Source organism: Okeania sp. SIO3B5 (assembly GCF_010692555.1).
In the GTDB taxonomy this organism is placed as follows: Bacteria; Cyanobacteriota; Cyanobacteriia; order Cyanobacteriales; family Microcoleaceae; genus Okeania.
Genome location: NZ_JAAHHG010000106.1, coordinates 1 through 25942, shown reverse-complemented (window position 1 = coordinate 25942; position 25942 = coordinate 1). Strand labels below are relative to the sequence as shown.

Sequence of the window (25942 nt, the reverse complement as noted above, 5' to 3'; positions counted from 1 at the left end):
CCATAGTTACCTGTAGCGGAACCAGAACCACTTCCTTCTATGTTGGGGTCGTAACTCCAGTTACCATTACCGCTAATGCCAAGGTAAAAAGTACCTGCTTCATTAGCTTCGTAAATGTCGTAGTTGTCAGTATCAGTAAATAGCAAATTAAGATTTGTCGGAAATGGCTGTCCTGTTTCATCAAACAGTTCTACTTCTGCATTGGAAACAAAGCCACTTTCATCTAATAATTCTATATTTTGCGGTATACGAACTCTTTCTCCCAACCCTAAGTCAAATTTAAAGAAGTCTACATCATCTTCTGGCAGAACATTAGTGTTATCGCCGATTTCACCAAAGAAGCTGAAAGTACCGTCGTTGTTCTGGGTTAATCCTGTGTTGGTCGCTTGTGCTATAGTATCGTTCGGTTCTTCGTAGGCATCATCACTCACTAATGCCAAACCACCACCTTCTAAAAATCCCGTATCGCCAATACTTGTGGTTTGTGCCGTTGATACATCTATCTCATAAAGTAAGGTATCATTATACCGTTTAGCATACAGTACATTTTTTTCTGCATCAAAAGCTAATCCTACATCTTGCCATGATGATATTCCGGTATCTCCAATAACAGACCAATTATCAGTATTAGGGTCGTAAAACAGCAAATCTTGGCTTCCACCTAAACCATAGACTCCCCCATTACCAAAGGCTAATCCTGACAAAAACGTAGGAGACAAACTAAGGTCAGAAATTGGATTGCCTGTACTTTGATTGACAGTATAAAAATTTGAACCATCTGTTCCATAGAGAATATTCCTAGTAGAGTCGTAAGCGAGTCCGTTAGTTTGAGAATAAATATTTCCAATACCAGTGGAATTAGCAACGCTACCATCAGCATTTATTTTTAATAAATTGTCAGGTTCGCTGCCATAAAGGAAACTTGAGGAATCACTGGGAGCTAAACCAACATTCCCACTCACATTATCACCATTAGTGCCAACAAGAATAGGATTACCTGTGCTTGTATCTAAAATGTACAAACCTTCATCGTTGAAAGCAGTATCTCGACTAAAGTACAATTTACTTTGAGTACCTCCCATCTGACGACCAATAGTTTCAATAGTCAAGTCATATTTTCCTGGAGTTCCCGCAAAACCACTGCCTTCTATATTGGGGTCATAGCCACTGTTACCACTACCGCTAATACCAACATAGAAAGTACCTGCTTGGTTAGCTTGGTAAATAACGTATCCCGGACCGGAAGGATCGAAGAATAGGGGAGAAATTGGAATTCCTGTAGAATCAAACACCTGTACTTCTGCATCACCAATATCATTGTCGTTTTCATCTAACAGGTCTATAAATTCTGGTAAACGGAGGCGATCGCCTAAACCTAAGTCGAACTTAAATAAATCCACATCTTGTTCAGGATCAACGTTAGGGTTATCGCCTATTTCACCAGAATAGTTGAAAGTACCGTCATTGTTGATAGTTAATCCGGTGTTAGTAGCTCGCAATACAGTATCGTTAGGTTCTTCAGATGGATAAGAAGGAGTATTTTTACCAGAAACAACGTTAATCGTAGTTGTAGCAGTATTACCCAAATTGCCTTCTGTATCAGTTAACTGAATATCTACTTCCCTTGGAGTTGTATTTGGGTTTTCACTGGTATTCCTAAATTGAATGGCTTTGAGAGCATCTTCAAAATCATCTGGGGTTGCTCCATTGATATTATCTACTGCTGTCAAGGTAATCACATTACCACTGATGTTAGGAGTTATGCTAGGAGGAAAAGGTAAAGCTAAATCTACGAATAACTCATCATCAGTTTGAGGGTTAGTCAGCGTAATAGTTGCTTCGCTAATATTTTCAGTTACAGTATCAGTCTCATCAAAATCTTGAAGATTTACATCATTACTAACTATACCTACACTAACAGTCAAATCTTCAGTAAAAGTATCTTCGTGGCTAAAGGGAATAAGGTTGTTAGGATTGGGATCTATAAAAGGAACTTTGAATGGTGATAACTCACCTGGATCTGACATTCCGTCGTTCTGAAACGTTGGTGCAGAGGTTCCAACCTGAACAGCTACAGGAGTGGGTGTATTATAATCATCAACACGATAGAGTACCCCCGTATTCAGATTAACATATAAATCACCATCTCGATCGATCCAAGCAGCACCATAATGATTATTGCCAGTTAAACCTGATATTACTTCTGTAGTAATTGTGTTGGTATTCAAATCTATGCTATAGAGATTTCTATCTGTACCAACTCCGTAGATTTTGTTGTCTGCCTCGTTGTAAATTATATCTGAAACATTCCCTAAAGTTCCAGTAAAAGTAATAGCCTGAGGTGGAACGCTAGGATCGTTAAGGTTGATTCTTGTAAGTTGATTATTGGTGCTACCTGTTCTTACCCATAGATTATTGTTATTGTCTACGTCAGCTGCATTTAAAAAAATTCCAGTTATAGTAATACCTAAATCATCAACTGTTGCATCAGAATGTATTCTGACAATTCTCCCTTCAGTATTAGTATTATTTGTGCGTAATACTCCATAAATAAAATCATCATTTGGGTTATACCCCGATCCATTATAAGTACCTGAAAAACCAGGTACTGGTTGAATCTCTCCTAAAAGTTCATAATCACCGATCAAAGTATTGAATATTCGTAGCTCACCCTCAATAATTTGATAAAAATAAGGCTGAAGTCCATCAAAGGCAGGAAGAATATGATTCCATTGTTGTTGGGTTGCTGTTGTGAATGCTAAACTCGCCTCAATTTCACCAGTAGTAACCCCCAACTCCCAGTCACCACCCAAAGCAGCACTACCAGTAGGTGTGGCCGAGGCAGCAATATTAGCCCCTGTTAACTCTCGCAATTTTTGGACAAAAACTAAATCTGCCCCCACTTTACATCCGTAAATCAGGATGTCAGCATTGTTATCTAATACTTCTGCCCACTGTTGTAACTGCTCAGTGTAGTTTGCAATAGTTTCTAAATTCAGTTGATTATTGCCCAGATACAGACAACCAGATGTACCGTGAGAAACTATATGAACAGCTTTTATTCCCTGGTGACGAACCAATGTTTCTGTAATTTGTTGAATACCATCACGGTATGTATCCAATACTACAACTTTGACATCAGGATTTATCCCTTTTACCAGAATCTGATAGTCCTCTATGGTTGGATCTATAAATAGGATAGATTTGGTGGCGATCGCGACTGCGGACTGGAAGTCTATCCCCTCTAACAATTTTAACTCCATATAATTTCCTCTCTTTAAAGATTTTTATAATCGCAATTTTTTACGGATCGCTTTAGCTTTACCGAATAATTAATAATTAATAATTAAATAATTCGCGCCTTGAAGCCTCCCCTTTTAAAGGGGAAAAAGTGGTCGAGGGATGGCGTTTGCTACCGCAAAGCTTTCCGTTCCGGAATGCTACCGCAAACGCTAACAGCGGAGCGGCTCTGATAAGAGCGGGTCTCCTCGCCATATCCAATCGACCAAGAAAAGAAATAATATTTCCTTATTTTCAATCAAGGACGGTTTTAACCAGAGGTAATTATCAATTATCCATTATCAATTAATGAACTATCTACATTTTAACTCTGTCTATTACTAAATGCCCAACTTTGTTTGAAAAATTTTATGCTTTGAGTCAAATTGCTGTCGTGGATTTACAGAAATTTAGGTTAAATATAAAGATAGAGTCTCAGTAATTATTTAAAAATGCTTTTTCTCTTCATAAACTTCATAAAATAGACTAAGGACAACCGAGATAATGTCTAGACAAATAGACATTTTTTTTTTGCTAAAGGAAGAAAAAAGTATTCAATATTTAGTAATCAAAATTATCCCATTAATTGATATATAAATTAACAATTAGGATACCTAAAACCCAATCGTAACTATTGACTTAATGCACAATATGTTATAGCTATAATTATATTCGGAATAATTAGGAGACGATGATGGAGAAGCGAAAATTAGGTAACTCTGAAATTGAAATTACCCCAATCATTATGGGTACATGGCAAGCTGGAAAAAAGATGTGGGTGGGAATTGAAGATTCTGAAACCATCGAAGGAATAAGAGCGGCTGTTGATGCAGGCATCACCACAATTGATACTGCTGAAATTTATGGGGATGGTTACTCAGAACAAATAGTTGCTCAAGCATTGGCAAATGTACGAGAGCAAGTAATTTTAGCGACTAAAGTTTTTCCTAATCATCTCAAATATGACCAAGTAATAGAAGCTTGCGATCGCTCCCTCAAAAACCTGCAAACTGATTATATTGACCTCTATCAAATTCACTGGCCGTCTGGTGCATTTAATAGTGAAATTGTACCCATTGAAGAAACAATGAATGCTCTAAATAAACTTAAACAAGAGGGTAAAATTCGAGCAATTGGTGTGTCTAACTTTTCTCGCGAACAAATAGCAGAAGCAGCTCAATATGGTCAAATTGATAGTATCCAACCACCTTATTCTTTGTTCTGGCGAAAAATAGAAAAAGAAGAAATGCCTTACTGTGTTGAAAATAATATTTCTATTATTGCTTATTCTTCATTAGCACAGGGATTATTAACAGGTAAATTCGGACCAGATCATAAATTTGCTGAAGGCGATCATCGTGCTAAAAATAGACTTTTTTATATTAAAGAAAACTACGAACGAGTGCAAACAGCCTTAGAAAAACTACGTCCTATTGCGGAAAGTAAACAGTGCAGTCTAGCTCAATTAGCGATCGCCTGGTTAATTGCTCAACCCCAGACAAATGCGATCGTTGGAGCAAGAAATGCCGAACAAGCGACTGCTAATGCTAAAGCTGGAGATGTTAAATTATCCTCAGATGAGCTAGCAGAAATTGATGCGATCGGACGGATAGTCACAGATCCTTTAGACGATCGCCCTGTCATGTGGGATTTTTGAAGAAGGTTGTAGTGGCGTGACACAGCTAAAAATGTGCATTATATCATGTTCGGTTGAATAGACATCTCCTGAAAAGAGGGAGTAGGGAGTAGGGAGTAGGGAGTAGGGGGAAAGAATTGACAATTTATGTGCCATAATTGATTTAATTTTTTATTATTGGAGATGTCTAATAGTTATAAATAACAACAGAGGAGTCAGGAGATCCCCCCTAACCCCCGTTTAACAAAAAGCGCAGCATCCTCTGGCTTCCCCCTTCCCAAGGGGGACGGGAGGGGGATTAAGGGGGGAACTGGAAGTCCCCCTTTTTAAGGGGGATGCGCGGGGGATCGTTGAACCAATATTCCCTTCTGCCTCCTGCCTCCTGCCTTCTGCCTTATATCAAATCCGTTGGCTTCGGAGTAATATAATTTCTATCGTCAGTAGAGACAAAAGGCTGTTCTACTCTAGAATATCAATAAATTATTCCTCAATACTGAATTATACCGATGCTACCGGATTTGATATTACCTCTTCCAAAGTGTAAGTAGGGCTTGCTGAAAAAGTCTTATGGGTGAAGGTAGGAGACAGGAGACAACCCACCCCTCGCCCCTCCCAGGAGGGGGACAGGAGAAATGGGAATTTGGAGGAGGTAGGAGTAAGAATTTTCTCAAGATGGTTCTGCCCTACTCTTGACCAAAATCCTGAATTTTTGAACCATTACCACCGAAAACCTCGCACTTTTTCCAGATCTAAAATTGCTCAAACCAATATCAGTCAATAAGCGCGATATTTAATCAGCAAACCCTAAGTATTCAACCGGACATGATATTAGAAAATGGGGTAGGTGATATCAAATCCGTGCATCCGTGGCAAAATCCGTGTCTTGCCCTGACTTCTCTAAAGCACTATTTTAGCTGAAACAGTCCACTACTGGCTCCCCCACTCCCCCACTCCCCTTCTATATTACAATCCAGCTACATCCCAAGCAATGCCTAGATTTCCAGGATTAACACTACTGTCTAATATGCCATCATTATCCATAAACCAAATCCTGTTAGCTGCTCTATAAAACTGATACAAAGCTTCACATAAAGTGACGAATTGATGTTTACTTCCTGCTTCCACCGGAACTGTCAGCAGCACTCCGTCCACAGGCGTCAACGGTCAAGCCGACCGCATCTCTTGAGTGCGTCTTACATTCTGAGGAGACCTCAGAATTACGCACTCGCTTTCTTAAATTTATACTTGCGTTTAAATCGCGGTCTATTGACAAGCCACATGACTGACAGTCATAAGTTCTTAGATTTAACGGCATATCTTGAATATGATCGCAGTTTGAGCAAGTCTTAGAAGATGGAAAAAATCTATCTACTACTAACTCAGAACCGTACCATTGACACTTATATTCTAGCTGTCGTCTAAACTCATAAAAGCCTTGGTCAGCTATAGATTTAGCTAGCTTGTGGTTAGCTAACATACCGCTAACGTTCAAATCTTCTATGACAACAACGCTGTGGTTTTTAGCTAAATATGTTGTCAATTTATGAAGTGCATCTTTGCGGATGTTAGCCACTCGTCTATGGAGCCTAGCTATCTTTAGTTGTGCTGCCCGACCGTTAGCAGAGCCAACCTTTTTATGACGATTTAGGTATTGCAGCCGAGACAACTTAGCTTCAAATCTCCGATACGATTTCACACTCTCAAATACTTTCCCATCACTTAAAGTAGCTAATGTTTTCACTCCCAAATCTACACCTATAACATCAGTTGTTTTGGGTGTGGTTATGGCGTGAAATTCATAGCTACAGCTCAGATACCATGAACCCGCTTGTCTACTAATCGTGATTTTTTGAGTTGTAGCTTCAATTGGTTCATAAGTTTTGACCATACCAATAAAAGGTAATTTATGATTCCATCCGTTTAATTCTATCGGTTTTCCACAATTATCAATTGTGAATGAATCATGTTTACCTTTCTTCTTAAATCTTGGATATTTACCCAACCCTTGAAAAAACCTCTTAAATGCTTCTCCTAAGTTTATGAAAGCATACTGATAAACTTTAGACGACAAGTTTTTCATCCAGGGATAAAGAGGTTTTGTGTGATTGGTAAAAACAACTCTTAGCTTACGGGCATTGGGCTTATAACCATCCTTGTAAGCGGCATTCCACAAACTTAAACCCCAGTTGTAAACCCATCTACTGTAGCCTGCGTGTTGAGCCAAGAGGGTTTTCTGTTTGTTATTAAGTTTGAGCTTCGTTCTAATGGATTTCATGTATGTGTGAATACCGTCTATCTAATAGTATGCTTTGTAATGTATTATATCGCTATTCTTTGATTAAGTCAATGCTCTTTCTCATAAATCTCTCCTTGAGCATCCGTAGTCTGAACTCGGATATTGTAAGTATCCTGAGTTTCAAAGTCGGGAGAAATATTGATTTTCAGTTCGTCATCGTCAATGGTGAAGGCTGCGTTATCGGTGTCTCCTGCACCAGATACTAATCTATAAGTAAAGGTATCGTCTGTGTCAGGGTCTGTAGTTGACAATGTACCAACCACAGTATTTGCTGCTACGTTTTCATCAATGCTGTCGTTGTCAAGGTTGATGTCTATGGGAAGTTCGTTGACATTGTTAATATTAATAATCAACGGATTTTCAGAAGTCTCTCCTTCAGTATCCGTAGTCTGAACTCGAATATTGTAAGTATCCTGAGTTTCAAAGTCGGGAGAAATATTGATTGTCAGAACATTGCCATCAATAGTGAAGTCTGCGTTATCAGTATCTCCATTCCCTGATACTAATGCGTAAGTAAAGGTATCTGTTACGTCACGGTCAAAAGTTGCTAATATACCGACTTCTGTGTTAGCTGGTACGTTTTCGTCGATGCTGTCGTTGCTGATAACAACACCAATAGGAGGAGAACCTTCTTTGAGATTGTTAACACTAATGGTTAGTTCTTCTTCATAAGTCTCTCCTGCTGCATCAGTTGTCTGAACTCGGATAGTGTAAGTATCCTGAGTTTCATAGTCGGGAGAGGTATTGATTTTCAGTTGGTCGTCGTCAATGGTGAAGGCTGCGTTGTCGGTGTCTCCATTCCCTGAGACTAATGCGTAAGTAAAGGTATCGTCTGTATTGGGATCTGTGGTTGATAATGTGCCGACTTCTGTATTAGCTGGTACGTTTTCGTCGATGGTGTCGTTAGAAAGTGTGATATCAGTGGGAGGCTGATTGACTTCTCCAACTTGTTCAACTTCAATATCAAAGGTATCTTGTGCTGGAGTAAATTTACCATCTGATACATTTACCGTAATAGTATAATTGCCTGCTGCGGTAGGGGTACCACTAATAACACCAGTGGTTGTGTTGATACTTAAGCCATCAGGTAAACCTTGTGCGCTGTAAGTGCTAATGTCTTGATTGATGTCACCGAAGTTACTGCTAATATCGAGGTTAAAGACTGTATCGGTAGTTGTAGTCTGGTCAGGAATGTCGGTTGCTACATAAGGGGGGTTATCTAAACGTTTGTCTGCTGATAAATCATTGACACTCTGAGGAATCTCACCTGTGAGTTGGTTACTATATAGCCAGAGAGACTCTAAATTAGAGAGACTGCTTAATTGTTCAGGAATCTCACCTGTGAGTCGGTTACTATATAGGTAGAGTTGCTGTAAATTAGACAGAGAGCCTAACTGTTCAGGAATCTCACCTGTGAGTCGATTACTATGTAGGTAGAGATACTGTAAATTAGACAGAGAGCCTAACTGTTCAGGAATCTCACCTGTGAGTCGATTACTATGTAGGTAGAGATACTGTAAATTAGACAGAGAGCTTAATTGTTCAGGAATCTCACCTGTGAGTCTGTTCGTACTTAGGTAGAGTTGCTCTAAATTAGAGAGACTGCTTAATTGTTCAGGAATCTCACCTGTGAGTTGGTTATTATTTAGGCGGAGAGACTGTAAATTAGAGAGACTGCTTAATTGTTCAGGAATCTCACCTGTGAGTTGGTTACTATATAGGAAGAGTTGCTCTAAATTAGACAGAGAGCTTAATTGTTCAGGAATCTCACCTGTGAGTTGGTTACTATATAGGAAGAGTTGCTCTAAATTAGACAGAGAGCTTAATTGTTCAGGAATCTCACCTGTGAGTTGGTTACTATATAGCCAGAGAGACTGTAAATTAGATAGAGAGCCTAATTGTTCAGGAATCTCACCTGTGAGTTGGTTATTATTTAGCCAGAGAGACTGTAAATTAGACAGAGAGCTTAATTGTTCAGGAATCTCACCTGTGAGTTGGTTATTACGTAGGTCGAGATTCTGTAAATTAGACAGAGAGCTTAATTGTTCAGGAATCTCACCTGTGAGTCGGTTATTATGTAGGTTGAGTCTCGTTACCCGATCGCCTACTACTGCTACTCCATACCAATCATTAACAACAGAAGCATCAGGAGGGGTGGAACTGCTGAAATCCCATTCACTCCAGCCTGTATTATTACTCCAACTCTCCCCATCTGTACCTTCGTAGAGAGCTTTCAAAGCTGCGTAATCATCTGCATTGAGAACTTCCAATACCCCACTATAAGTTACCATAGCTGCTTCTGATAAAGCTAATGAAGTCTCACACTTGGAAGTTCTCAATTCCAACTCCCAGTTACCACCCTTAACCGCCGCCCCTGTCAGAGACTTAGAAGCAGCAATATTAGCACCAGTCAGACCTTGCAACTTACTCACAAACTCCTCACCTGCATCCCCAGAAGCTACATGACAACCATAAAGCAGGAGATTGTCAATATCCCACTGTCCGAGTAGAGGTGCGTACTGTTTCAGGGTACCCAAACTCAATTGAGTATTTCCCAGGTACAGACAACCAGGGGCACCGTGGGAGATAATATGAACGGTATTCTGTCCTGGATATTGTCGTAAAATTTCGTCTATTTGTTGTATACCATTAGTAGCAGTATTGAGAACAAAAGGTTGAGCTTCTCCAACCACACCATCAAACAATAGTTGATAGTTGTCCACCCCGGCATCAATAAAAACTAGAATTGGATTTTTCATTCTGCAGTTCAAGATTATTTCGTCTTCATTGTAGGGGCGAATGGCCATTTGCCCTTACATAATGATCGACGAAATTGTATTACTCCGAAGCCAAGGAACTTGATATTATTCGTAATTAATTAATAATTGCAAAATTGTATATCAATAACAGTGGGCATAAACTACCTACCCTTGATACTCCCCGCTCGCGCATAGACGGAGATTTTTAAGCAATCCAAAACTGGATTCTTAAAGGCATTATCAAACTACCCCTACTGACTCCTTCGAGAGAAAATTCCAAAGTTGTCGCTACTTTTTTGAGAATATTAGCTGCTCCATTCACATCAGCATTTACTAACAAACCGTTTTTGGTTTGATATAAACCTCTGTGTACTCGCTTTCCTGATGACTTCCAGCTTACGGGTTTCTCACGCCCTGTTTGGCAGGAAATCATCATCTAAAAAGCTTGCTTGCGAGGTGTAAGATTCTTCAGTTTCAATAAACTCTATGCCGTACAATTCGCATAACTGACTAATTCGTTCTTTGAGTTTAGCTGTGGGAATTTGCACAAACTTTTGATTGTTTTTGGCTCCAATGTTAATAGCATTTTTTTGCCCCTTATTCCATCCAAAAACAATCCTACCAATACCATTTTCTAAACAGTTATTTATAACTAATCTGGCCGCTTTATTAACAGCCGATACGCATTTGTCTGTTGTGTTTTTCAGTTATATTGGCTAACTTTTTTGACCAGAATCCTTGAGGTTTCTTCTCTTTAATTGTTGCTATTTGTTTGTTATACCACTGGTTAACTGATTTTAAATGTTTGCCATCTATAATCAAGCTTGTTCCTACATTGCTAACGCAAGTTAACCAATTACCAACTCCGTGATCAATACCGAGAACTTTATCCCTGTCAAGTTCAGGTTGATCGACCTCTAACTGATAAACCCACTCAACATAAAAGCAACCATTACGAGGTAGAATCCTTATTTCTCGAATTTTTTTAAAGTCAAGATTGCTGGGAAAATTTAGCCAAAAACTATCAATCTTAAAAGCAGCTTTAACTTTTTTCCCCAGAGGTACTCTCACCTGGTTTCCTTTCAGTCTCAAAGCTTGTTTTGGATAAGTTATAACTCCTAGTCCTCCCTTTTTTCGATATTTGGGAAGTTGAGGTTTATTTTTCAGTTTTCCTAGATAGTGTTTGTAGGAAAGCTCCTTGTAGGACTTAAAAGACTCTGTTACTCCTCTCAAGGTTTGCTGTGCTGCTTGAGAATGAAGAAATTGATAATTATGATTTGACTTTAATTGCTTCTCTAAGTCGTGTTTTCCCGTGATGTATCCCAACTTAAAATACCATTGTCTAGCCAAATAAATCCCACAATTAATAAGTGGGTTAACCGTGGTACATAAGTATTCTAAAAACGGGATACTTTCTGGACTTTTAATTAGCTCTTGCTGACATCCATACATCTTTATTACTTCTATGTTATTATGATAACATTAACATTACAGGATAAAAAATGACAACTTTTTTAGGCGATTAAAATCGCCCGTTCGTTTTTCATCCACGCTTTAAAAAGATGTGGCTTTCAAACTCTCGTCCTTCTTCCGTAATTAATAATTGCAAGACTGTATATCAATAATAGTGGGCATAATCTACCTACCAAGACTATAACTATATTAATTTAATGGGTAATGGTTAAATATTCAAAGTTATTACAATTTTGTACAACTGGGCTAATATTAGCAATAATCTCTCAAGGATGCACTTCTACTTCTAACAGTAGCAACTTAAAACACAATCAAAAACTATACAGTAATACTCACTCAACAACCACTACATCAACTCCTCTTTTGCTAAAGTCACCCTTGACAAATACTAAAACCCATAACTCAGAGCAACTACTATCCATGAGTCGAGAAGCATTCAATAGACGTTGGCAACAACTGCGCAACTTTGCAGAATCAAGAGGTTTTAAAGTTGGTCCTAGTTCTGCCTTATGGCGCAACATCGACACACTTGCCGGAACTCAAATTCCAGGAAATTTAGCAGAATTGGCAACACAACAAAACTTTCGCGCTCGGCAAATACTCTCCAATATGGAAGAAAGTCCAGGACAAAAACAGTCTATCTGTTCCCCCGATGCTTTTACCTTTGACTGGCGCGATGCCGGAATTATTACTCCAGTGCGAGACCAGGGAGAATGTGGTAGTTGCTGGGCATTTGCGGCGATCGCTGCTTTTGAGTCTAGCGCTCTCTATCACAATAACCTTGTTTATTCTCAGGTAGGAGGTTTAGCAGATGGTTCAGAACAGCACGTTCTCAGTTGTAGTGGTGCTGGAACCTGCAAGGGTGGTTGGTATGGACTTGTATTTAATTTTATGGTTAACAAAGGGAATTTACCAGAAAGAATGCTTCGCTATCAAGCAACAGATACTGTCTGTCGTTTCCAGCGCAACACTCCCTTGAAAGCAGCGACTTGGGGATATGTGCGCAATGATGGCGGTATTCCTTCTGTTTCTCAGATGAAACAAGCCTTATGCAAACATGGTCCGGTTGTTTCATCTGTATATGCGACTGATGTGTTTCATGCTTACAAGGGTGGAGTCTATAACGAAAATGCCTACGGAACTCCTAATCATGCTGTGACTATTATTGGTTGGGACGATCAAAAACGTGCTTGGTTAGTGAAAAATTCTTGGGGTACCGACTGGGGCGAAAATGGTTATATGTGGATCGCTTACAATACTAATCGTATTGGTTATGGTGCAGCTTGGGTTGATGCGAGGAAATACCGTTTGCCACGAAGAAATGTGAGAAATTAGTTATAGCAAAGAGTGTTATACAGTTCAATGAAATAACTGAAAATTGAGTCAGATAGTAATATAGCAATTTTATCTCAAATACAAGTAATTATGTTACAGCAGAGAATAGCTCATCTGGTAAAAGTTGTGCGACTTGGTGAACAAGAATCTAGAAACCTTTGAGCAGAGAGTAGGAGGAAGAGCAGAAAGAATAGAAAAATTTGCTCTGGGTTAATAGCAGAGGTTATTTAGACACACTGCTATTACACGGTTGTATTGAAGTATCTTCAATTATTGCTTCAATCCATATAAACTCCGTGACTCTCAAGTTTTGATGCAGGTAAATATACCAAAAAGAGAGCCAGAAGATACGGATATTTATCATGGAAAAGTATGGAAATATTGTTCCAGATACATCAAGCCCGGCAATTCCCGGCAAAAGTCAGGAAAACCGTTCATAGCAACGTGACGGCAGAACCATCAACGTAGGCGGTATCTCGCAATGCTTCGAGGAAAATCCCCAAAGCGCTATTTTTTGACTTATTTATGGCCTACTAACATGAGTATTTATTTTGCGCTTTCTTTTTCAAGACTTGGCAACCATTAGGGATGACTCAAAGTCGGGATCGAAATAACGCGATACTCAGTTTTCAGTTATTTTCTAACTTCTATCATAACACTATTTTCAGGAAATTGCCAGGGATTATAAAATCTAGTAATGCACCTTTTTCCCTGTTGCCTCTATCCCACTAACTACTAAATGGCTCAAAATTGTCATCAAGGTCAATATTCTAAATGGATTTTATATATCTATACTATCAATCATAATTTAGCAAATATTAAACTATTTTTATATTAAATCCTAAAATGTGGCGACGTAAGTTTATTGCCACATTTTTATTTCTTCTTTACTCAAGTTAAAGACTCCAAGTAATCCTGTACCTGACTACGACGCTTGGGTTGGCGTAATTTCTGTAAAGCTTTTGCTTCAATTTGACGGACTCGTTCCCGAGATAGTTTCAAAGAACGACCAATTTCTGATAAAGAATAAGGATTACCATCTCCTAAACCATAACGCATGGAGATTACAGACTTTTCTCTTTGAGTTAAATCTTCTAGTAGTCCTTTTAATGCTTGTACTAAAGATTCTCGCATCAGCATTTCTTCCGGAGAAGCATCTTCAGTTTCTAGGAGTTCCCCTAGTTCAGTATCCTTATCACTACCTACTTTAGTTTCCAGAGAAATTGAACGTGGAACTTTTAGTAACACTTCTCTTACTTGAGCTGGTGTCATATTTAGCTCTTGGGCAATGTCATCAAGTTTTGCTATACGTCCTTTTTCTTGAGAAATTTTCCGTTGCGCTTTTTTAATTTTGTTTAACTTTTCCGTAATATGAACTGGTAAGCGAATTGTACGACTTTGAGTAGCGATCGCTCTTGTTATTCCTTGACGAATCCACCAATAAGCATAAGTGCTGAATCGATACCCTCTTCTTGGGTCAAATTTTTCAACTGCCCTTTCTAGACCTAAAGTTCCTTCTTGGATTAAATCTAAAAGTTCTAGGCCACGATTCTGATACTTTTTCGCTACTGACACTACTAAACGCAAGTTAGCATTAATCATGTGGTCTTTGGCTTTAACCCCATCACTTTGAGCTTTCTCCAGTTCTTTAACACTTAAACCTGCTAATTCCGCCCAACGAAGCTTTCCGGCAGCAAGAGTAGGTTTAAGTTCTACCACAGGTATACCTGCTGCTTTTGCCCACCGTTCCAAAGATGGCCTATGTCCTAACTGAGCTGTCAGACGATTACGAATCTCAATCAACTTAACATAATACCTAATTACACCTTCTTCTTCTATAGCTGATTTATTAAGTAACTCTAATAACTCCACATAGCACTTGACTTTTTTAGCTTCAGAGACTTCTTGGTCTCTTTCGAGCAAGTCAACTCTACCAATTTCTTGGAGATACAAACGTACTAAATCAGTTGTGCTACGGTTAGTGCTTTTTTGGGCATTCTCTGCTTCTCCATCTTCCATTTCTAGCTCATTGATTTCTGGTCGAGCAATGATTTGCTCTATATCTTCAGAAATATTAGTCTGCAAATTATTATCTTGCAGTTTTTCTTCAGTATAAGGATAAGTACCTGACATAGCGATCATCTCAATTGCTCCAGTTGACAAGAGGCTGTACTTAGTGGACAGTCTATGGATAAAATGCCTTATTCCTGAGAAATTGGCATTTAGTCTAGTTTTGTTTTCTGATGAGTATTGACAATTATAGACGGAATGAACTTGGGCGATCGCTTACTTTAAATAAAAATAAAAATATTAGCGATGACCTTGAGAGTACATTTGCCTGTGTGTTTGCTCCAGTTAACTTCCCTAGGCTTGATTTTTAGTATACGGATACTTCTGCTATAGAAGAGTGACTATAGTCAGAAGCTATATTAATGTTCATCACTATTACTGGTTGTTTCCGATCACTTCGGGAATTTTCTGATTTTGGAGCTTAAATTATTATAAATTTTTAATTTAATTTTTGCTGATTACACTTTTTATTCACTCAGCTTAATTTTTACAAAGCTTTTAACTTAACTTATGTGTAGCATACTCAATTTACTTACTAATCAATTTCTAGCAATTGAGTTACTCTAGACACAATGATAGGCGATCTGTATCACGTTTGAGCAGTGATCGTTTTTGCTATCGGGGGTGATGGGTGATGCACTTTACCAGTGATTATAGCTTTCCTGAGTCGCAAATAATGAGGCAATATCTAAAGTCTACTTCTTACTTTTAGCTTTTGGATGATTTTTCATTAATTCTTTTACCTGTTCTGCATGATATGAGCTACGAGTCAAGGGGGTAGAAACAATTTGTAAAAAACCCATTGAATCGCCCATTTCTCTCCATCTATCAAACTGTTCTGGTTTGACAAAACTAGATACTGGTAAATGCTTAGGACTTGGTTGCAAGTATTGTCCAATAGTTAAAATGTCACAGTCAACATTCCGTAAGTCCTCCATTACTGTTTGGACTTCTGCTTCAGTTTCTCCCAGACCTACCATAATGCCGGATTTTGTGTATACTTCAGAGGCCAATTCTCGCGATCGCCTCAAAAGTTCCAATGTACGATCGTAATCACCTTGAGGCCGGACTCTACGATACAGTCGCTTAACTGTTTCGGTATTATGGTTAAGCACTTCTGGCTTTGCTTTAAGAATTATTTCCAGAGCTTGCCAATTACCACACAAGTCTGGTATCAGGACTTCTATGCTTGTTTGAGGCGAAGTTTCTCTAACTTGTGAAATACATTTAGCAAATTGAGTAGCGCCCCCATCTATCAAATCATCTCTATTAACAGAGGTAATAACAACATGATTGAGCTTTAACCTTTTAACTGCTTCCGCCAGTCGCTCTGGTTCAGTCGTATCTAAAGGCTGAGGTTTTTTCTCAAAATCTATATCACAGTAGGGGCAAGCACGGGTACAAGCAGGTCCCATAATTAGGAAAGTTGCTGTACCAGAATTAAAACACTCACCGATATTTGGACAGGAAGCCTCTTCGCAAACAGTATTGAGATTCAAGTCTCGCAAAATTTCCTTGACATTACCAACTCGCTGCCATTGAGGGGCTTTTACTCGTAACCAGTTCGGTTTAACTACCACTTCTTTATTTACTGTGATTATGATTTTAAGTTTAGTTTAACAAATTTAGCATAGTAGCAACAATAAGTTTAAATAAATTTTTCATTAAATTTCTGAGTTTAAATAATTAGCAAAATATCTACAATTAAGTTCATATAAATTCATCAATACAATTTAGTATAAATAATTGCATAAAAATATATTATACCAAGTTTATAAAACTACACCACAAATAGCAAAGGTCATTTCAGTTATCAGTTAACAATACCTCTGCAATAAGGGAGCTTGAGATAAGGAATATTCTATTTTCTCTTGGTCTCATGGATATGGCTCTGAGACCTCGCCATCCCTCGATCGCTTTTTATCTCCTTAAAAGAGGAGGCTTTAGAGCAGAATTTTTCGGTAATGAACAGGGAAGTACGAATAAGTCAGAACAGATTAAATAAGCTGAGATTATATGCAGCAGAAAATAAAAAAAACGATGACCCAAGTAATAAGTGATTTCATAGATTCACTAAGACTGAAAGACAAGAAATCAGAAGAAAAACATCAATCGACACCTATTTAATTTGCAGCTCGGCAATTCCCCTCCCGTTAAATCGGAGATTATAACGAGACACCCCTTGCCGAATCTAGTTGGGTTTACGCAAACAATAAAGTGCGGAAGTTAAAAGTCATGCATTTAAAAGCAAGTGCGTAATTCTGAGGAAACCTCAGAATGTAAGACGCACATCTGACAGCCAATCATTTTTGATTTGTAATTGTTTGAGGATTTTGTAACTGGTCAGTTATTTTCGTCATCCTTATGGCTCTAAATTGCGATCGCTCCGAGGCTAATAAAGTTGAATTATTTAATCAATAATTATTAATTATTAATTATTAATTATTAATTATTAATTATCTTTGTGCCGCTACGCAGAAGTTAAAAGTTGTAGGGGCGAAATTTCCCCTTGAAAGGGGAGGCGAATAAAGCTGAATTATTTAATTAATAATTATTAATTATCTTTAGTTTGGCGAATTAAATGTTAATAATTAGGGCTTGCTGATTAAATGTCAAACCATTGACTGATATTGGTTTTAGCATTTTTTGGTGTCAAGAGCTGCATAAAGCTAGTATTTTCAGACGATTATGGCAGAAAAATTACTCTTACAATTTTTCTGACTACCTCCTCTATAATTCCCCGTTCCTTCTGAATTCTGGATTGCAGAATTGCTGAATTCTGACTCCTGCCCTTACCGAATTATTAATTAGGGCTTGCTGAAAAAGTCTTTTTAAGGAGTAGGGGAGTAGGGGAGTAGGGGAGTAGGGGAGTAGGGGAGTAGGGGAGTAGGGGAGTAGGGGAGTAGTGGTACTTAAACATTTTATTGTCGAAAAAATGCGTCAAAGCCACTCTAGACAAGGGAATTACGTCGATGCCCTAAAAATGGCTAGAACCCGTGCTTCCATACGGATTTATACCTTTTTGACGTAAAAGCCTTTGCCCGTCTATATTTAAGCCTATTTTCTGGCTCTATTTTGTTTAAGTCCCAGTAGGGGAGAATTTTTTTGCCCAACTATGCGCTAAAAATGCTAACTTTTTGACCATGAAGAGCTGAAAACCATGTACTTTTTCAATACCTAAAAATGCTAAAACCTTTATCTGGTAATTATTTGAGATTTAATCAGCAAACCCTAATTATTAATAATTAATAATTAAACAATTCTGGTTTAAAGCCTCCCCTTTTAAGGGGAAAAAAAACAATATCTCCTGATATTCAATCAAGAGCGGTTTTAACCAGAGGTAATTATCAATTATCCATTATCCATTATCAATTAATGAACAGTCATACTTTATTCAGCAAACCCTAATTATTTTCCAACAAGTACAAATTTCAATATAAATATGATTGCTAATAGCCACATAGTCAAAGTAGTTTCATGTACTTTTCCTTGGAATGTTTTGAGAAGAGGATAAATAATTAAACCCATAGCTAATCCGTCTGCAATTGAGTAACTTAAAGGCATAACTATAATTGTTAAAAATGCTGAAATAGATTGAGCTGGATCGTCCCAATTAATATTACGAACACTACTCATCATTAATACTCCTACAATTAATAATGCTGGTGCAGTTGCAAAGGAAGGAATTGCTGATAATAAGGGAATAAAAAATATAGATAAAATGAATAAAATTGCCGTAATAACTGCAGTGAATCCACTGCGTCCTCCTTCGGAAATGCCTGAAGCAGATTCAATATAAGTTGTGACTGTGGAAGTACCCATGACTGCTCCAAATGTTGTGCCGACCGCATCTGCCATAAATGCTTTGTTTAAGTTAAATGATTTTTCTGTTTGATTAAAATAACCTGTTTTTATTCCTAATCCTGTTAAAGTTCCTACTGTGTCAAATAAATCTACAAATATCAAAACAAAAATGATGGTAATTAGCTCCCATATGTTAGTTTTTATTATACTTTTTAAACCAATAAATGCTTGACCAAATAAGTGCGTTGGTAATTGAGGAAAACTAACAATTCCTTGAGGTAAAGGTGCAATTCCTAATATCCAGCTTAGTAAGGCAGTTGCTAAGATTCCCCATAATAATGCTCCAGTAATTCTGCGAGCTATGAATCCAGAAGTAATAATAATTCCAGCGATCGCTACTAATGTTTCGGGTTGATTTAGATTCCCTAAAGTTGTAGTTGTAGTTTCATTAGAGACAATAATTTTGGTGTTTATTAGAGCTATATAAGCAATAAATAAACCAATGCCAACTGTTGTGGCTTGTTTAATACATTCAGGAATAGCATTAACTATTTGACTGCGAATTTTACTAAGAGTTAAACCAATAAAAATTAAGCCTTCTATCAACACAGCAGCTAAGGCAATTTCCCAAGAAATTCCTAACTTCAACACTACTGAAAAAGTAAAATAAGCGTTTAAACCCATGCCTGGTGCTAAGGCAAATGGATAATTACCATATATTCCCATAATTAGAGTAGCAAATGCTGCTGATATTGCTGTAGCAATTACTAATTCTCCAAATAAATCGCCGGAGTTCTGCAAAAAAATTGCTTTAGATAATATGTCAGGATTTACTACTAAAATATATGCCATTGTCACAAAGGTAGTTGTTCCTGCTATTGTCTCTGTGCGAAAGTTAGTTTTGAGCTGGTTAAATTGAAAAAAATTAGCAATAATTACTAATTGATTTAACTGGCCTTTTTCTGGGGTCATATTCCTATCTAAAAATTGAGAATTTGGCTAGAGAATGTATCCTTATTTGTATCTTTTGTCAAGTTGTAAAAAAGTGTTTTTTTAAAATTATAAATACTGTTTCTATCAACTGAGAATACTTTAATAGATAACTGTTTCAGTCTTTTGTACAAAGGTAAGCATTTCCTGCGGAATGCTGCACAAACAGCTAGCTCGCATTTCCGTTTGTCACCACGAAGCAAACAGCAATCAGATGTATGAACATATTCAAGCAATAACTGAGGTTAGGCTATAGCCAATTTCATTAATGAATTTTAATTAGGGTTTGCTGATTAAATCTAAAAGTATTTACAGATAAAGGTTTTAGCCTTTTTGGGGCCTTGAAAAAGTGCGCCTGTTTCAGTCAAAAACCCTCAAAAAGTTAGTATTTTAGGCGCATAGTTGGGCAGAAAAATTATTCTTACAATTCTTACTCCTACCTCCTCTAAGTAACCATTTCTCCTGTCTCCTGTCTCCTGTCTCCTACCCTCACCCATAAGACTTTTTCAGCAAACCCTAATTATCCTTGGTGGATAATTCCCCTCTAGTACGATCGTGAGTTATATCATGTCCGGTTGAATATTTACACTTTGGAGGAGGTAAGGCAGCGGGAGCTGGAGGCAGGAGGGGGAAGTGGTGCAACCCCGCGTCGGCGTCAGACGCAAGGGAATACGCACCAAGAGAGGAAAGAAAAGATTAGAAGGGAAAAGGTTTTTTTATCACTAGACATCTCCAAAAATCAAAAAGACAATCAATTCTTATCCAGAAATTATCAATTGTTCCCCTCCAGGGAGGGCAGGGCTGTTTCAAAGTCCCGTAAGTTAACGATTGAAGGAGAACGGGAAATGAGGGAATAGTGGAACAGTGAAATTCATCAAAATTTGCCGATTTTTCAGCAAAGTACGCGTCTTTAAACTCTGAGAGGATATCTGGTTCAACGTCGCTTAAAAGCCTCTATCCCCGTGTCTGGTGTGTCTGGTGTGTCCCCGTGTCTATTGAGAATGAAACAGCCCTCCTCCAGGGAGGGGGAGGGGCGAGGGGTGGGTTCCCTGTTCCCAGCTCCGGTGTTCCCTGTTCCCTCTTTTCTGGAGATGTCTACTGATTATCCGGACATGATATTAATAACAAATAGCTGATAGCTGACGACTGACTGCTGAATGCTTACGCACAAAGTATTATACAAACACTAGATTTAGTAATATTTAGCAGTTTTTGACTCATTTTCTCAAAAATACATAAATCTTTGCTTCATTATCATTATTTTTTCATATTTTATCTTTGCATCATAAAAAAATTGATTTTGTTAAAACCATGCTGTATAATTACTTATATATTTAGAATTTATTTAGAATTGTCGCAGCAATTTTTTGCTGATAGATTCTAAGCATTAGTAAGCTTTTGCTAATGAAGTCAGAAGTCAGAACTCAGAAGTCAGATAGGGAAGTCGTAGGATTGGCGAGGTACAGAAGTTATTTTTGTAACGGGGATTTCGAGCAACCTTCCAAAAATATTTCGCCTTAAAAGGCGGGATTGTAGACCAAATTATTTTGATAAATCAGTAATTTCTTTTTGATTTTTTTTCACATTCCTTGTTATGTAAGCATTCAGCTATTAGCAGTCAGTTCATCCTACCGAATGCGCTCGCATTCAGCTTTATTAATTAGTGAACCAAGTATTTGCTTAACTTATACTACATTTTTGAACAAAGAATTGAAGCACAAAAACAACGAACTTAAATTGTCCACTAAAGCTGATAATGCAGTTCCGAACATAGGAGACTAGCTGGCCGCTGTTTGCGCAGCATTCCGCAGGAAATGCTTACCTTGCTATGGAAATTGTTTTTTTTAATTCATCGATCACAAAAAATATTGAACTATAGGTTCTTTTAAGAAAGCTTATGCAAAATTAAGGTTTTTCTGTAATTTCTAACGCGTCAGCGTTGGAGAGCAAAGCAATTTTAAACTCATAGGGTGTATCACAGATTCCTAAGTCCCATTTGATGTTCATAGCTAAACATTTCAAATGATTAAGGAACTAAAACCTCTTGAGTTTTTCTAGAAAATATTTCATTAATGGATAATTGATAATGGATAATTGATAATTACCTCTGGTTAAAACCGTTACGGAATTGAATATAAGGAAATATTATTTCTTCTCTTGGTTGATTGGATATGGTTAGGAAACCCATCCATCCGGAGACCGCTTTTTTCCCCTTCAAAGGGGAGGCTTCAAGGCGCGAATTATTTAATTATTAATTAGTTAATTATTCGGTAAACTCTTTTCTGGCTTATACAAAATTCAAAGGTAAATTTAACATGACAAGTCAAATACAATTACTCCCCCGAAATTCAGAGCAAAAATCTACACTTTTCTCTTTAATCGCATTATTAATAGGATTATTCGCTGTATCCTTAGCAGCAATTTTTATTCGATTAAGCGAACGAGAATTAGGACCTGCTAGTGTAGTATTAGATCGTTTTATTATCTCTGGTTTGGTCTTGTGGTTTTGGGGTAATTTCCAAGCTCAAAAAAATCAATCATCAACTAATAGAAATGAACAATATTCAACTTATAAATTTAGTGATTGGATTTGCTTATTAGCTGGTGGTTTTACTTTTGCTCCTAGTTTACTTCTTTGGGCATGGTCTTTAACCCAAACTAATGTAGCAAACTCAACAATACTTCATAACATGATTCCCATCTTTACTGCTCTGGGAGGATGGATGTTTTTAAGTCTTCGTTTTGACCGTAGATTTTTAATAGGAATGGGAATAGCTATAGTAGGAGCAATTACCATTGGAGCAGATGATATACAAGTAGATTTAGAACATTTTACTGGTGACTTAGCAGCATTTGCATCTGCAATTTTATTTGGTGCTTACTACTTATTAATTGAAAAACTTCGCTCCAAATTTTCAGCGATAACTATCTTATTTTGGACTTGTATAAGTGGTAGTTTATTTACTCTTCCTATTGCCTTGTTCACGGAAGATCATATTTTGCCTTTTTCTTGGGGGGGATGGTTATCAATTATTGGTTTGGCAGTAATTGCCCAAGTTTTAGGTCATGGGTTTGTTACTTATAGTCTCAAAACTTTTTCTTCTGGTTTTGTTGCTTTGTGCTTTTTATTGGAACCTGTGATTACTGCTTTAATTGCTTGGGGATTATTCTCAGAACAACTTACTATAATTAGTTGGCTAGGATTTTCTATCGTATTATTGGGATTATATTTAGCTCAATCAAGTCCTTCAATTCAGAAAGCTAGTCATTAACAGATAATGTTGTAAAAAATTAGGCGTTGCTGAAATGTAATGGTAAGTAGCTGAAGGTAAAATTGAAAAACTTATGTTTTGCGTTGATACTTAATCTGAAAATCATTACCATTCAGCAACGCCAAAAATTACAGTGGAACTTGGAGGTATAGGAGTCATTTCAGTTAACAGTTTGCTACGCATATGAAAAGCCTCTTTACAGAGGAGCTACGCTATCTTAAGAAACTTTCTTAATAATCAGGACTTACGCAGTACTGCTACATATACTGTATAATTTGGTCATTATTGCTGATGTAACCACTATAATTATTGCTGTTGCGTAAATCCTGATAATGATATTATTAATAATTATTAAACTCAGAAAGTTTACCTAATGTCAACACCATCACCCCATCAAGGTTGGAATATTACCGAAGCACAAAGAGAAATTTATAGACAACGTTCAAAAGCATCTAGTCGTGCAAAAAAACAAGCCTTAAATGGAGAAGGTAAAAAACCAATTCATCCTATTAATATCCCCAACCTAAATCCTGAAAAACTAATGACAAAAATGCCTAAAAATAGATGGCGATCCCTCTCCTTATTTAGTGGAGGTGGTGGTCTTGACCTTGGTTTTGATCGAGCAGGTTTTAGTCATATTACCTCTTATGATATTCTCACTGAAGCTGGTAATACTTTGCGTAATCTTAGACCAGACTGGCAAATTTTTTCAGGTGAAAAAGGAGATGTCACAAAAGTAGATTGGCGACCCTATCGTGGCTTAGTTGATATTATCCACGGGGGTCCGCCTTGTCAGCCTTTTTCTGTTGCTGGTCGTCAAAAAGGAGAGGAAGATAATCGCGATATGTTCCCCGAATTTATTCGTGCCGTACTAGAAATTAAACCCCTAATATTTGTGGCAGAAAATGTAACAGCATTGGTCAGTAAAAAGTTTAGTAAATATGTTGAAAAAGTTATTGAATCTCCTTTATATCCTCAATATAAAATCACAAAATTTATCTTAAATGCGCCAGATTTTGGCATTCCTCAAATTAGAAAGCGAGTCTTTTTTATCGGTTTTCGCGATGAAAAATATTTAGCAAAATATCAACCTCCTCAACCTACCCATTATTGGCATCATCTACCAACAAATCAATCGGCCAAACCAGTTCAACTCAATCTTTTTGATAATTGGGAAACTCCAGAAAAATTACAATGTTGTATGGGAATTCGTGAAGCTTTAGGATTACCAAATATTGGATTTGATGCTTTATCTCCTACTCTTAGAAGTGGATTAACTGGACCCCGCCATACTACATCTATTTTAAGTAGTGTTTCTGCACAAAAAGCTTGGGGAAAATTACAAATTTGGCCGAATGGAGTAGCTGAAAATCGTGAAAAAGCGCATTTATTTGTAGCAAAAAATAATCATTTTCGGTTGTCTGTTCCTGATTGTGGAATTCTCCAAGGCTTTCCTGAGTCTTGGCAATTTTCTGGTGCAGTTTATCAAGCATTAGGTCAAATCGGAAATGCAGTTCCACCACCTATGGCTTATCAAATAGCAGTATCTATTGCTCAAGTATTGTCTTGAATATTTTCTATTACAAGTTCTCTTAAACGTTGAGCATGATTAGTAGTTATTCGCTCCCAATTTTTAAAATATGAAGCTGGAATATGAGGGTTATTTAAAGTTGAACCTCTCTCTATTAAATATTGGCATCTATCTCTTAAAATCGAAAGCATTCTTTCAGGGGAGTAGCCAAATTCTAAATCCATTTTATCTCAACGTTGGTTGAAGACCCGCGCTCTCCCGAAGGGGAGCGGAGAGATGGGAAAACCAATCAATAAGAGCGGTTCTTACAAGAGTATGCTATCCTAACATAGAACTAGGCTGCTGGGCTAGCAGTTTCAGTCTGTGGAGCGACCGTAAGACCAGAAAGAGGTTTGGCCTCGGAGGCAGGTGCTAGGAAGCAGAAAGTCCTGAGCCGCGAGGTTTAGGAATCCCGCGCTGCCCTTGTAAGCGCAACGTCGGGAGGATGTCAATTCGGTATTCTTGGATTGTATATTGTCGTAAGCATTCAGCTGTCAGCAATCAGCAATCAGCTATTGCTTTTAATTTTAGATAAAAGCTTTACTAATTGAGTCAGAACTTATACTTACTATAAAAGCTGGCTGAAACAGTTTATATTCATTAAACCCCCTTTTTTTTTGCTGAGAGCTGACAGCTAATAGCTGAATGCTTACATATTGTCTTTTTTGCAGACTCTGAGCATCTTCGAGTGTATAAACTTCTTTTTCTCCAACAATTTCATATAGTAAAGATATGCTAATCAACTCTGGTATTAATTGAGCAAGTTTATAATCTGATGCAACATAAGCTGATTTTTCACTAATCCAAGGAGCCATCATTTCAGGGGAAGCATACAAGCAATATTTTAGGGTTTTATATCATGTCCGGTAGCATCGGAGCCTGTATAAAATTAAGGTGACACTCTTGAGAAAACCTTCTGCCTCCTGCCTCCTGCCTCCTGCCTTCCTTCCGCCAAAGTCTAACTATTCAACCGGACATGATATTACCACCTTTTTCATAGAAACTAAATAACCAATGTTTTCTATTCCACTTTTTAATATGCTCCGGTCCGAAATCTCTAACTGTAGTTACAGAATTCTTTGTAGTTGACTTTAATTCAAAAGGAATTTTTAGTTGATTTAAAGTCAAGATTGCATCTGTTCCACTACGAGTTGAATTTGCTGGTCTTTCTAAGTTAAATAACTCAATTAATTCCTTTTCTCTACTATCATCTTGAACTGTCATTGATTGAGATTGGTACAAATAATTAACTCGATGATATAAAACAATTGCGGGCTAATTAGAGCTTGCTGATTAAATCTAAAAGCATTGACAATATAAAGACTTTAGCCTTTTTGGAGTCGAAAAAAGTGCGTCTGTTTCAGTCTAAAACGCTCAAAAAGTTAGTATTTTAGGCGCATAGTTAGACAGAAAAATTAAGGGACAATTCTTACTTCTACCTTCTCGCTCCCAAGCCAT

At 37.6% G+C, this 25942-nt stretch carries 17 protein-coding genes; 4 read left to right on the top strand and 13 right to left on the bottom strand.

The genetic code is table 11. From position 1 onward, the window contains the following. A partial coding sequence (locus tag F6K54_RS16225) for a DUF4347 domain-containing protein (RefSeq protein ID WP_293079210.1) occupies nt 1–3263 on the bottom strand: 3263 nt, incomplete at its 3' end. Nucleotides 3264–3973: 710 nt separating this feature from the next. Between F6K54_RS16225 and F6K54_RS16220 the strand changes: the two genes are divergently transcribed. Continuing rightward, nucleotides 3974–4936 carry an aldo/keto reductase gene (locus tag F6K54_RS16220; RefSeq protein ID WP_293079216.1) on the top strand — a complete coding sequence of 321 codons (963 nt, stop codon included), beginning with the start codon at nt 3974–3976 and terminating at the stop codon, nt 4934–4936. A 942-nt stretch (nt 4937–5878) separates the two neighbouring features. Here the strand turns inward: F6K54_RS16220 and F6K54_RS16215 are convergent. From F6K54_RS16215 to F6K54_RS16190, 6 genes are all read right to left on the bottom strand, one after another. After that, on the bottom strand, nt 5879–6040 hold the full coding sequence (locus F6K54_RS16215; protein ID WP_293079208.1) for a hypothetical protein: 162 nt from the start codon (nt 6038–6040) through the stop codon (nt 5879–5881). Next, the gene (locus F6K54_RS16210; protein ID WP_293079206.1) at nt 6024–7190 is read right to left on the bottom strand and encodes an RNA-guided endonuclease TnpB family protein; all 1167 of its coding nucleotides are present in this window, start codon (nt 7188–7190) and stop codon (nt 6024–6026) included. Before F6K54_RS16210 ends, F6K54_RS16215 begins: the two co-directional genes overlap by 17 nt. A gap of 68 nt (nt 7191–7258) precedes the next feature. Next, nucleotides 7259–9970: a DUF4347 domain-containing protein gene (locus tag F6K54_RS16205; protein ID WP_293079204.1), complete on the bottom strand. Its 2712-nt coding sequence runs from the start codon at nt 9968–9970 to the stop codon at nt 7259–7261. A gap of 205 nt (nt 9971–10175) precedes the next feature. Next, a complete protein-coding gene (locus F6K54_RS16200; RefSeq protein ID WP_293079202.1) occupies nt 10176–10406 on the bottom strand; it encodes a hypothetical protein in 231 nt (76 codons plus the stop codon). Beyond that, nucleotides 10378–10620, bottom strand: coding sequence for an IS200/IS605 family accessory protein TnpB-related protein (locus tag F6K54_RS16195; RefSeq protein ID WP_293079214.1), 243 nt, complete (start codon nt 10618–10620; stop codon nt 10378–10380). Before F6K54_RS16195 ends, F6K54_RS16200 begins: the two co-directional genes overlap by 29 nt. A 19-nt stretch (nt 10621–10639) precedes the next feature. After that, nucleotides 10640–11422 (bottom strand): transposase, encoded by a 783-nt coding sequence (locus tag F6K54_RS16190; RefSeq protein WP_293079200.1) that lies wholly within the window; start codon nt 11420–11422, stop codon nt 10640–10642. Nucleotides 11423–11647: 225 nt separating this feature from the next. Here F6K54_RS16190 and F6K54_RS16185 point away from each other — a divergent pair, with 225 nt between their 5' ends. Beyond that, nucleotides 11648–12778, top strand: a complete 1131-nt coding sequence (locus F6K54_RS16185; protein ID WP_293079198.1) for a C1 family peptidase — start codon at nt 11648–11650, stop codon at nt 12776–12778. 891 nt (nt 12779–13669) lie between these two features. Here the strand turns inward: F6K54_RS16185 and sigC are convergent. From sigC to F6K54_RS16170, 3 genes are all read right to left on the bottom strand, one after another. Next, the gene (sigC, locus tag F6K54_RS16180) at nt 13670–14920 is read right to left on the bottom strand and encodes an RNA polymerase sigma factor SigC (RefSeq protein ID WP_375341975.1); all 1251 of its coding nucleotides are present in this window, start codon (nt 14918–14920) and stop codon (nt 13670–13672) included. A 623-nt stretch (nt 14921–15543) separates the two neighbouring features. Continuing rightward, entirely contained in the window at nt 15544–16446 is a 903-nt protein-coding gene (lipA, locus tag F6K54_RS16175) for a lipoyl synthase (RefSeq protein WP_293079211.1), read from the bottom strand. A gap of 1810 nt (nt 16447–18256) precedes the next feature. Continuing rightward, on the bottom strand, nt 18257–19624 hold the full coding sequence (locus tag F6K54_RS16170) for an NCS2 family permease (RefSeq protein WP_293079196.1): 1368 nt from the start codon (nt 19622–19624) through the stop codon (nt 18257–18259). A 2333-nt stretch (nt 19625–21957) separates the two neighbouring features. On the opposite strand from F6K54_RS16170, the gene F6K54_RS16165 reads away from it, so the two are divergent. Continuing rightward, entirely contained in the window at nt 21958–22914 is a 957-nt protein-coding gene (locus F6K54_RS16165; RefSeq protein WP_293079194.1) for a DMT family transporter, read from the top strand. A gap of 373 nt (nt 22915–23287) precedes the next feature. Further along, a complete protein-coding gene (locus tag F6K54_RS16160; RefSeq protein ID WP_293079192.1) occupies nt 23288–24484 on the top strand; it encodes a DNA cytosine methyltransferase in 1197 nt (398 codons plus the stop codon). On the opposite strand, the gene F6K54_RS16155 is transcribed toward F6K54_RS16160, so the two are convergent. From F6K54_RS16155 to F6K54_RS16145, 3 genes are all read right to left on the bottom strand, one after another. Then, nucleotides 24469–24669 (bottom strand): hypothetical protein, encoded by a 201-nt coding sequence (locus F6K54_RS16155; RefSeq protein WP_293079190.1) that lies wholly within the window; start codon nt 24667–24669, stop codon nt 24469–24471. The two genes, F6K54_RS16160 and F6K54_RS16155, sit on opposite strands and share 16 nt — an antisense overlap. 342 nt (nt 24670–25011) lie before the next feature. Continuing rightward, nucleotides 25012–25302, bottom strand: coding sequence for a hypothetical protein (locus tag F6K54_RS16150; RefSeq protein ID WP_293079188.1), 291 nt, complete (start codon nt 25300–25302; stop codon nt 25012–25014). Nucleotides 25303–25450: 148 nt separating this feature from the next. After that, on the bottom strand, nt 25451–25726 hold the full coding sequence (locus tag F6K54_RS16145; RefSeq protein WP_293079187.1) for a hypothetical protein: 276 nt from the start codon (nt 25724–25726) through the stop codon (nt 25451–25453). Nucleotides 25727–25942 lie beyond the last annotated feature (216 nt).

Bases quoted from the DNA above. Each gene is read 5' to 3' on its own strand.
- sigC (WP_375341975.1), bottom strand. From the start codon at position 14,920: ATGATCGCTATGTCAGGTACTTATCCTTATACTGAAGAAAAACTGCAA.
- F6K54_RS16210 (WP_293079206.1), bottom strand. From the start codon at position 7,190: ATGAAATCCATTAGAACGAAGCTCAAACTTAATAACAAACAGAAAACC.
- F6K54_RS16190 (WP_293079200.1), bottom strand. From the start codon at position 11,422: ATGTATGGATGTCAGCAAGAGCTAATTAAAAGTCCAGAAAGTATCCCG.
- F6K54_RS16170 (WP_293079196.1), bottom strand. From the start codon at position 19,624: ATGACCCCAGAAAAAGGCCAGTTAAATCAATTAGTAATTATTGCTAAT.
- F6K54_RS16200 (WP_293079202.1), bottom strand. From the start codon at position 10,406: ATGATGATTTCCTGCCAAACAGGGCGTGAGAAACCCGTAAGCTGGAAG.
- F6K54_RS16185 (WP_293079198.1), top strand. From the start codon at position 11,648: ATGGTTAAATATTCAAAGTTATTACAATTTTGTACAACTGGGCTAATA.
- F6K54_RS16165 (WP_293079194.1), top strand. From the start codon at position 21,958: ATGACAAGTCAAATACAATTACTCCCCCGAAATTCAGAGCAAAAATCT.
- F6K54_RS16220 (WP_293079216.1), top strand. From the start codon at position 3,974: ATGGAGAAGCGAAAATTAGGTAACTCTGAAATTGAAATTACCCCAATC.
- F6K54_RS16150 (WP_293079188.1), bottom strand. From the start codon at position 25,302: ATGATGGCTCCTTGGATTAGTGAAAAATCAGCTTATGTTGCATCAGAT.
- F6K54_RS16205 (WP_293079204.1), bottom strand. From the start codon at position 9,970: ATGAAAAATCCAATTCTAGTTTTTATTGATGCCGGGGTGGACAACTAT.
- F6K54_RS16160 (WP_293079192.1), top strand. From the start codon at position 23,288: ATGTCAACACCATCACCCCATCAAGGTTGGAATATTACCGAAGCACAA.
- F6K54_RS16155 (WP_293079190.1), bottom strand. From the start codon at position 24,669: ATGGATTTAGAATTTGGCTACTCCCCTGAAAGAATGCTTTCGATTTTA.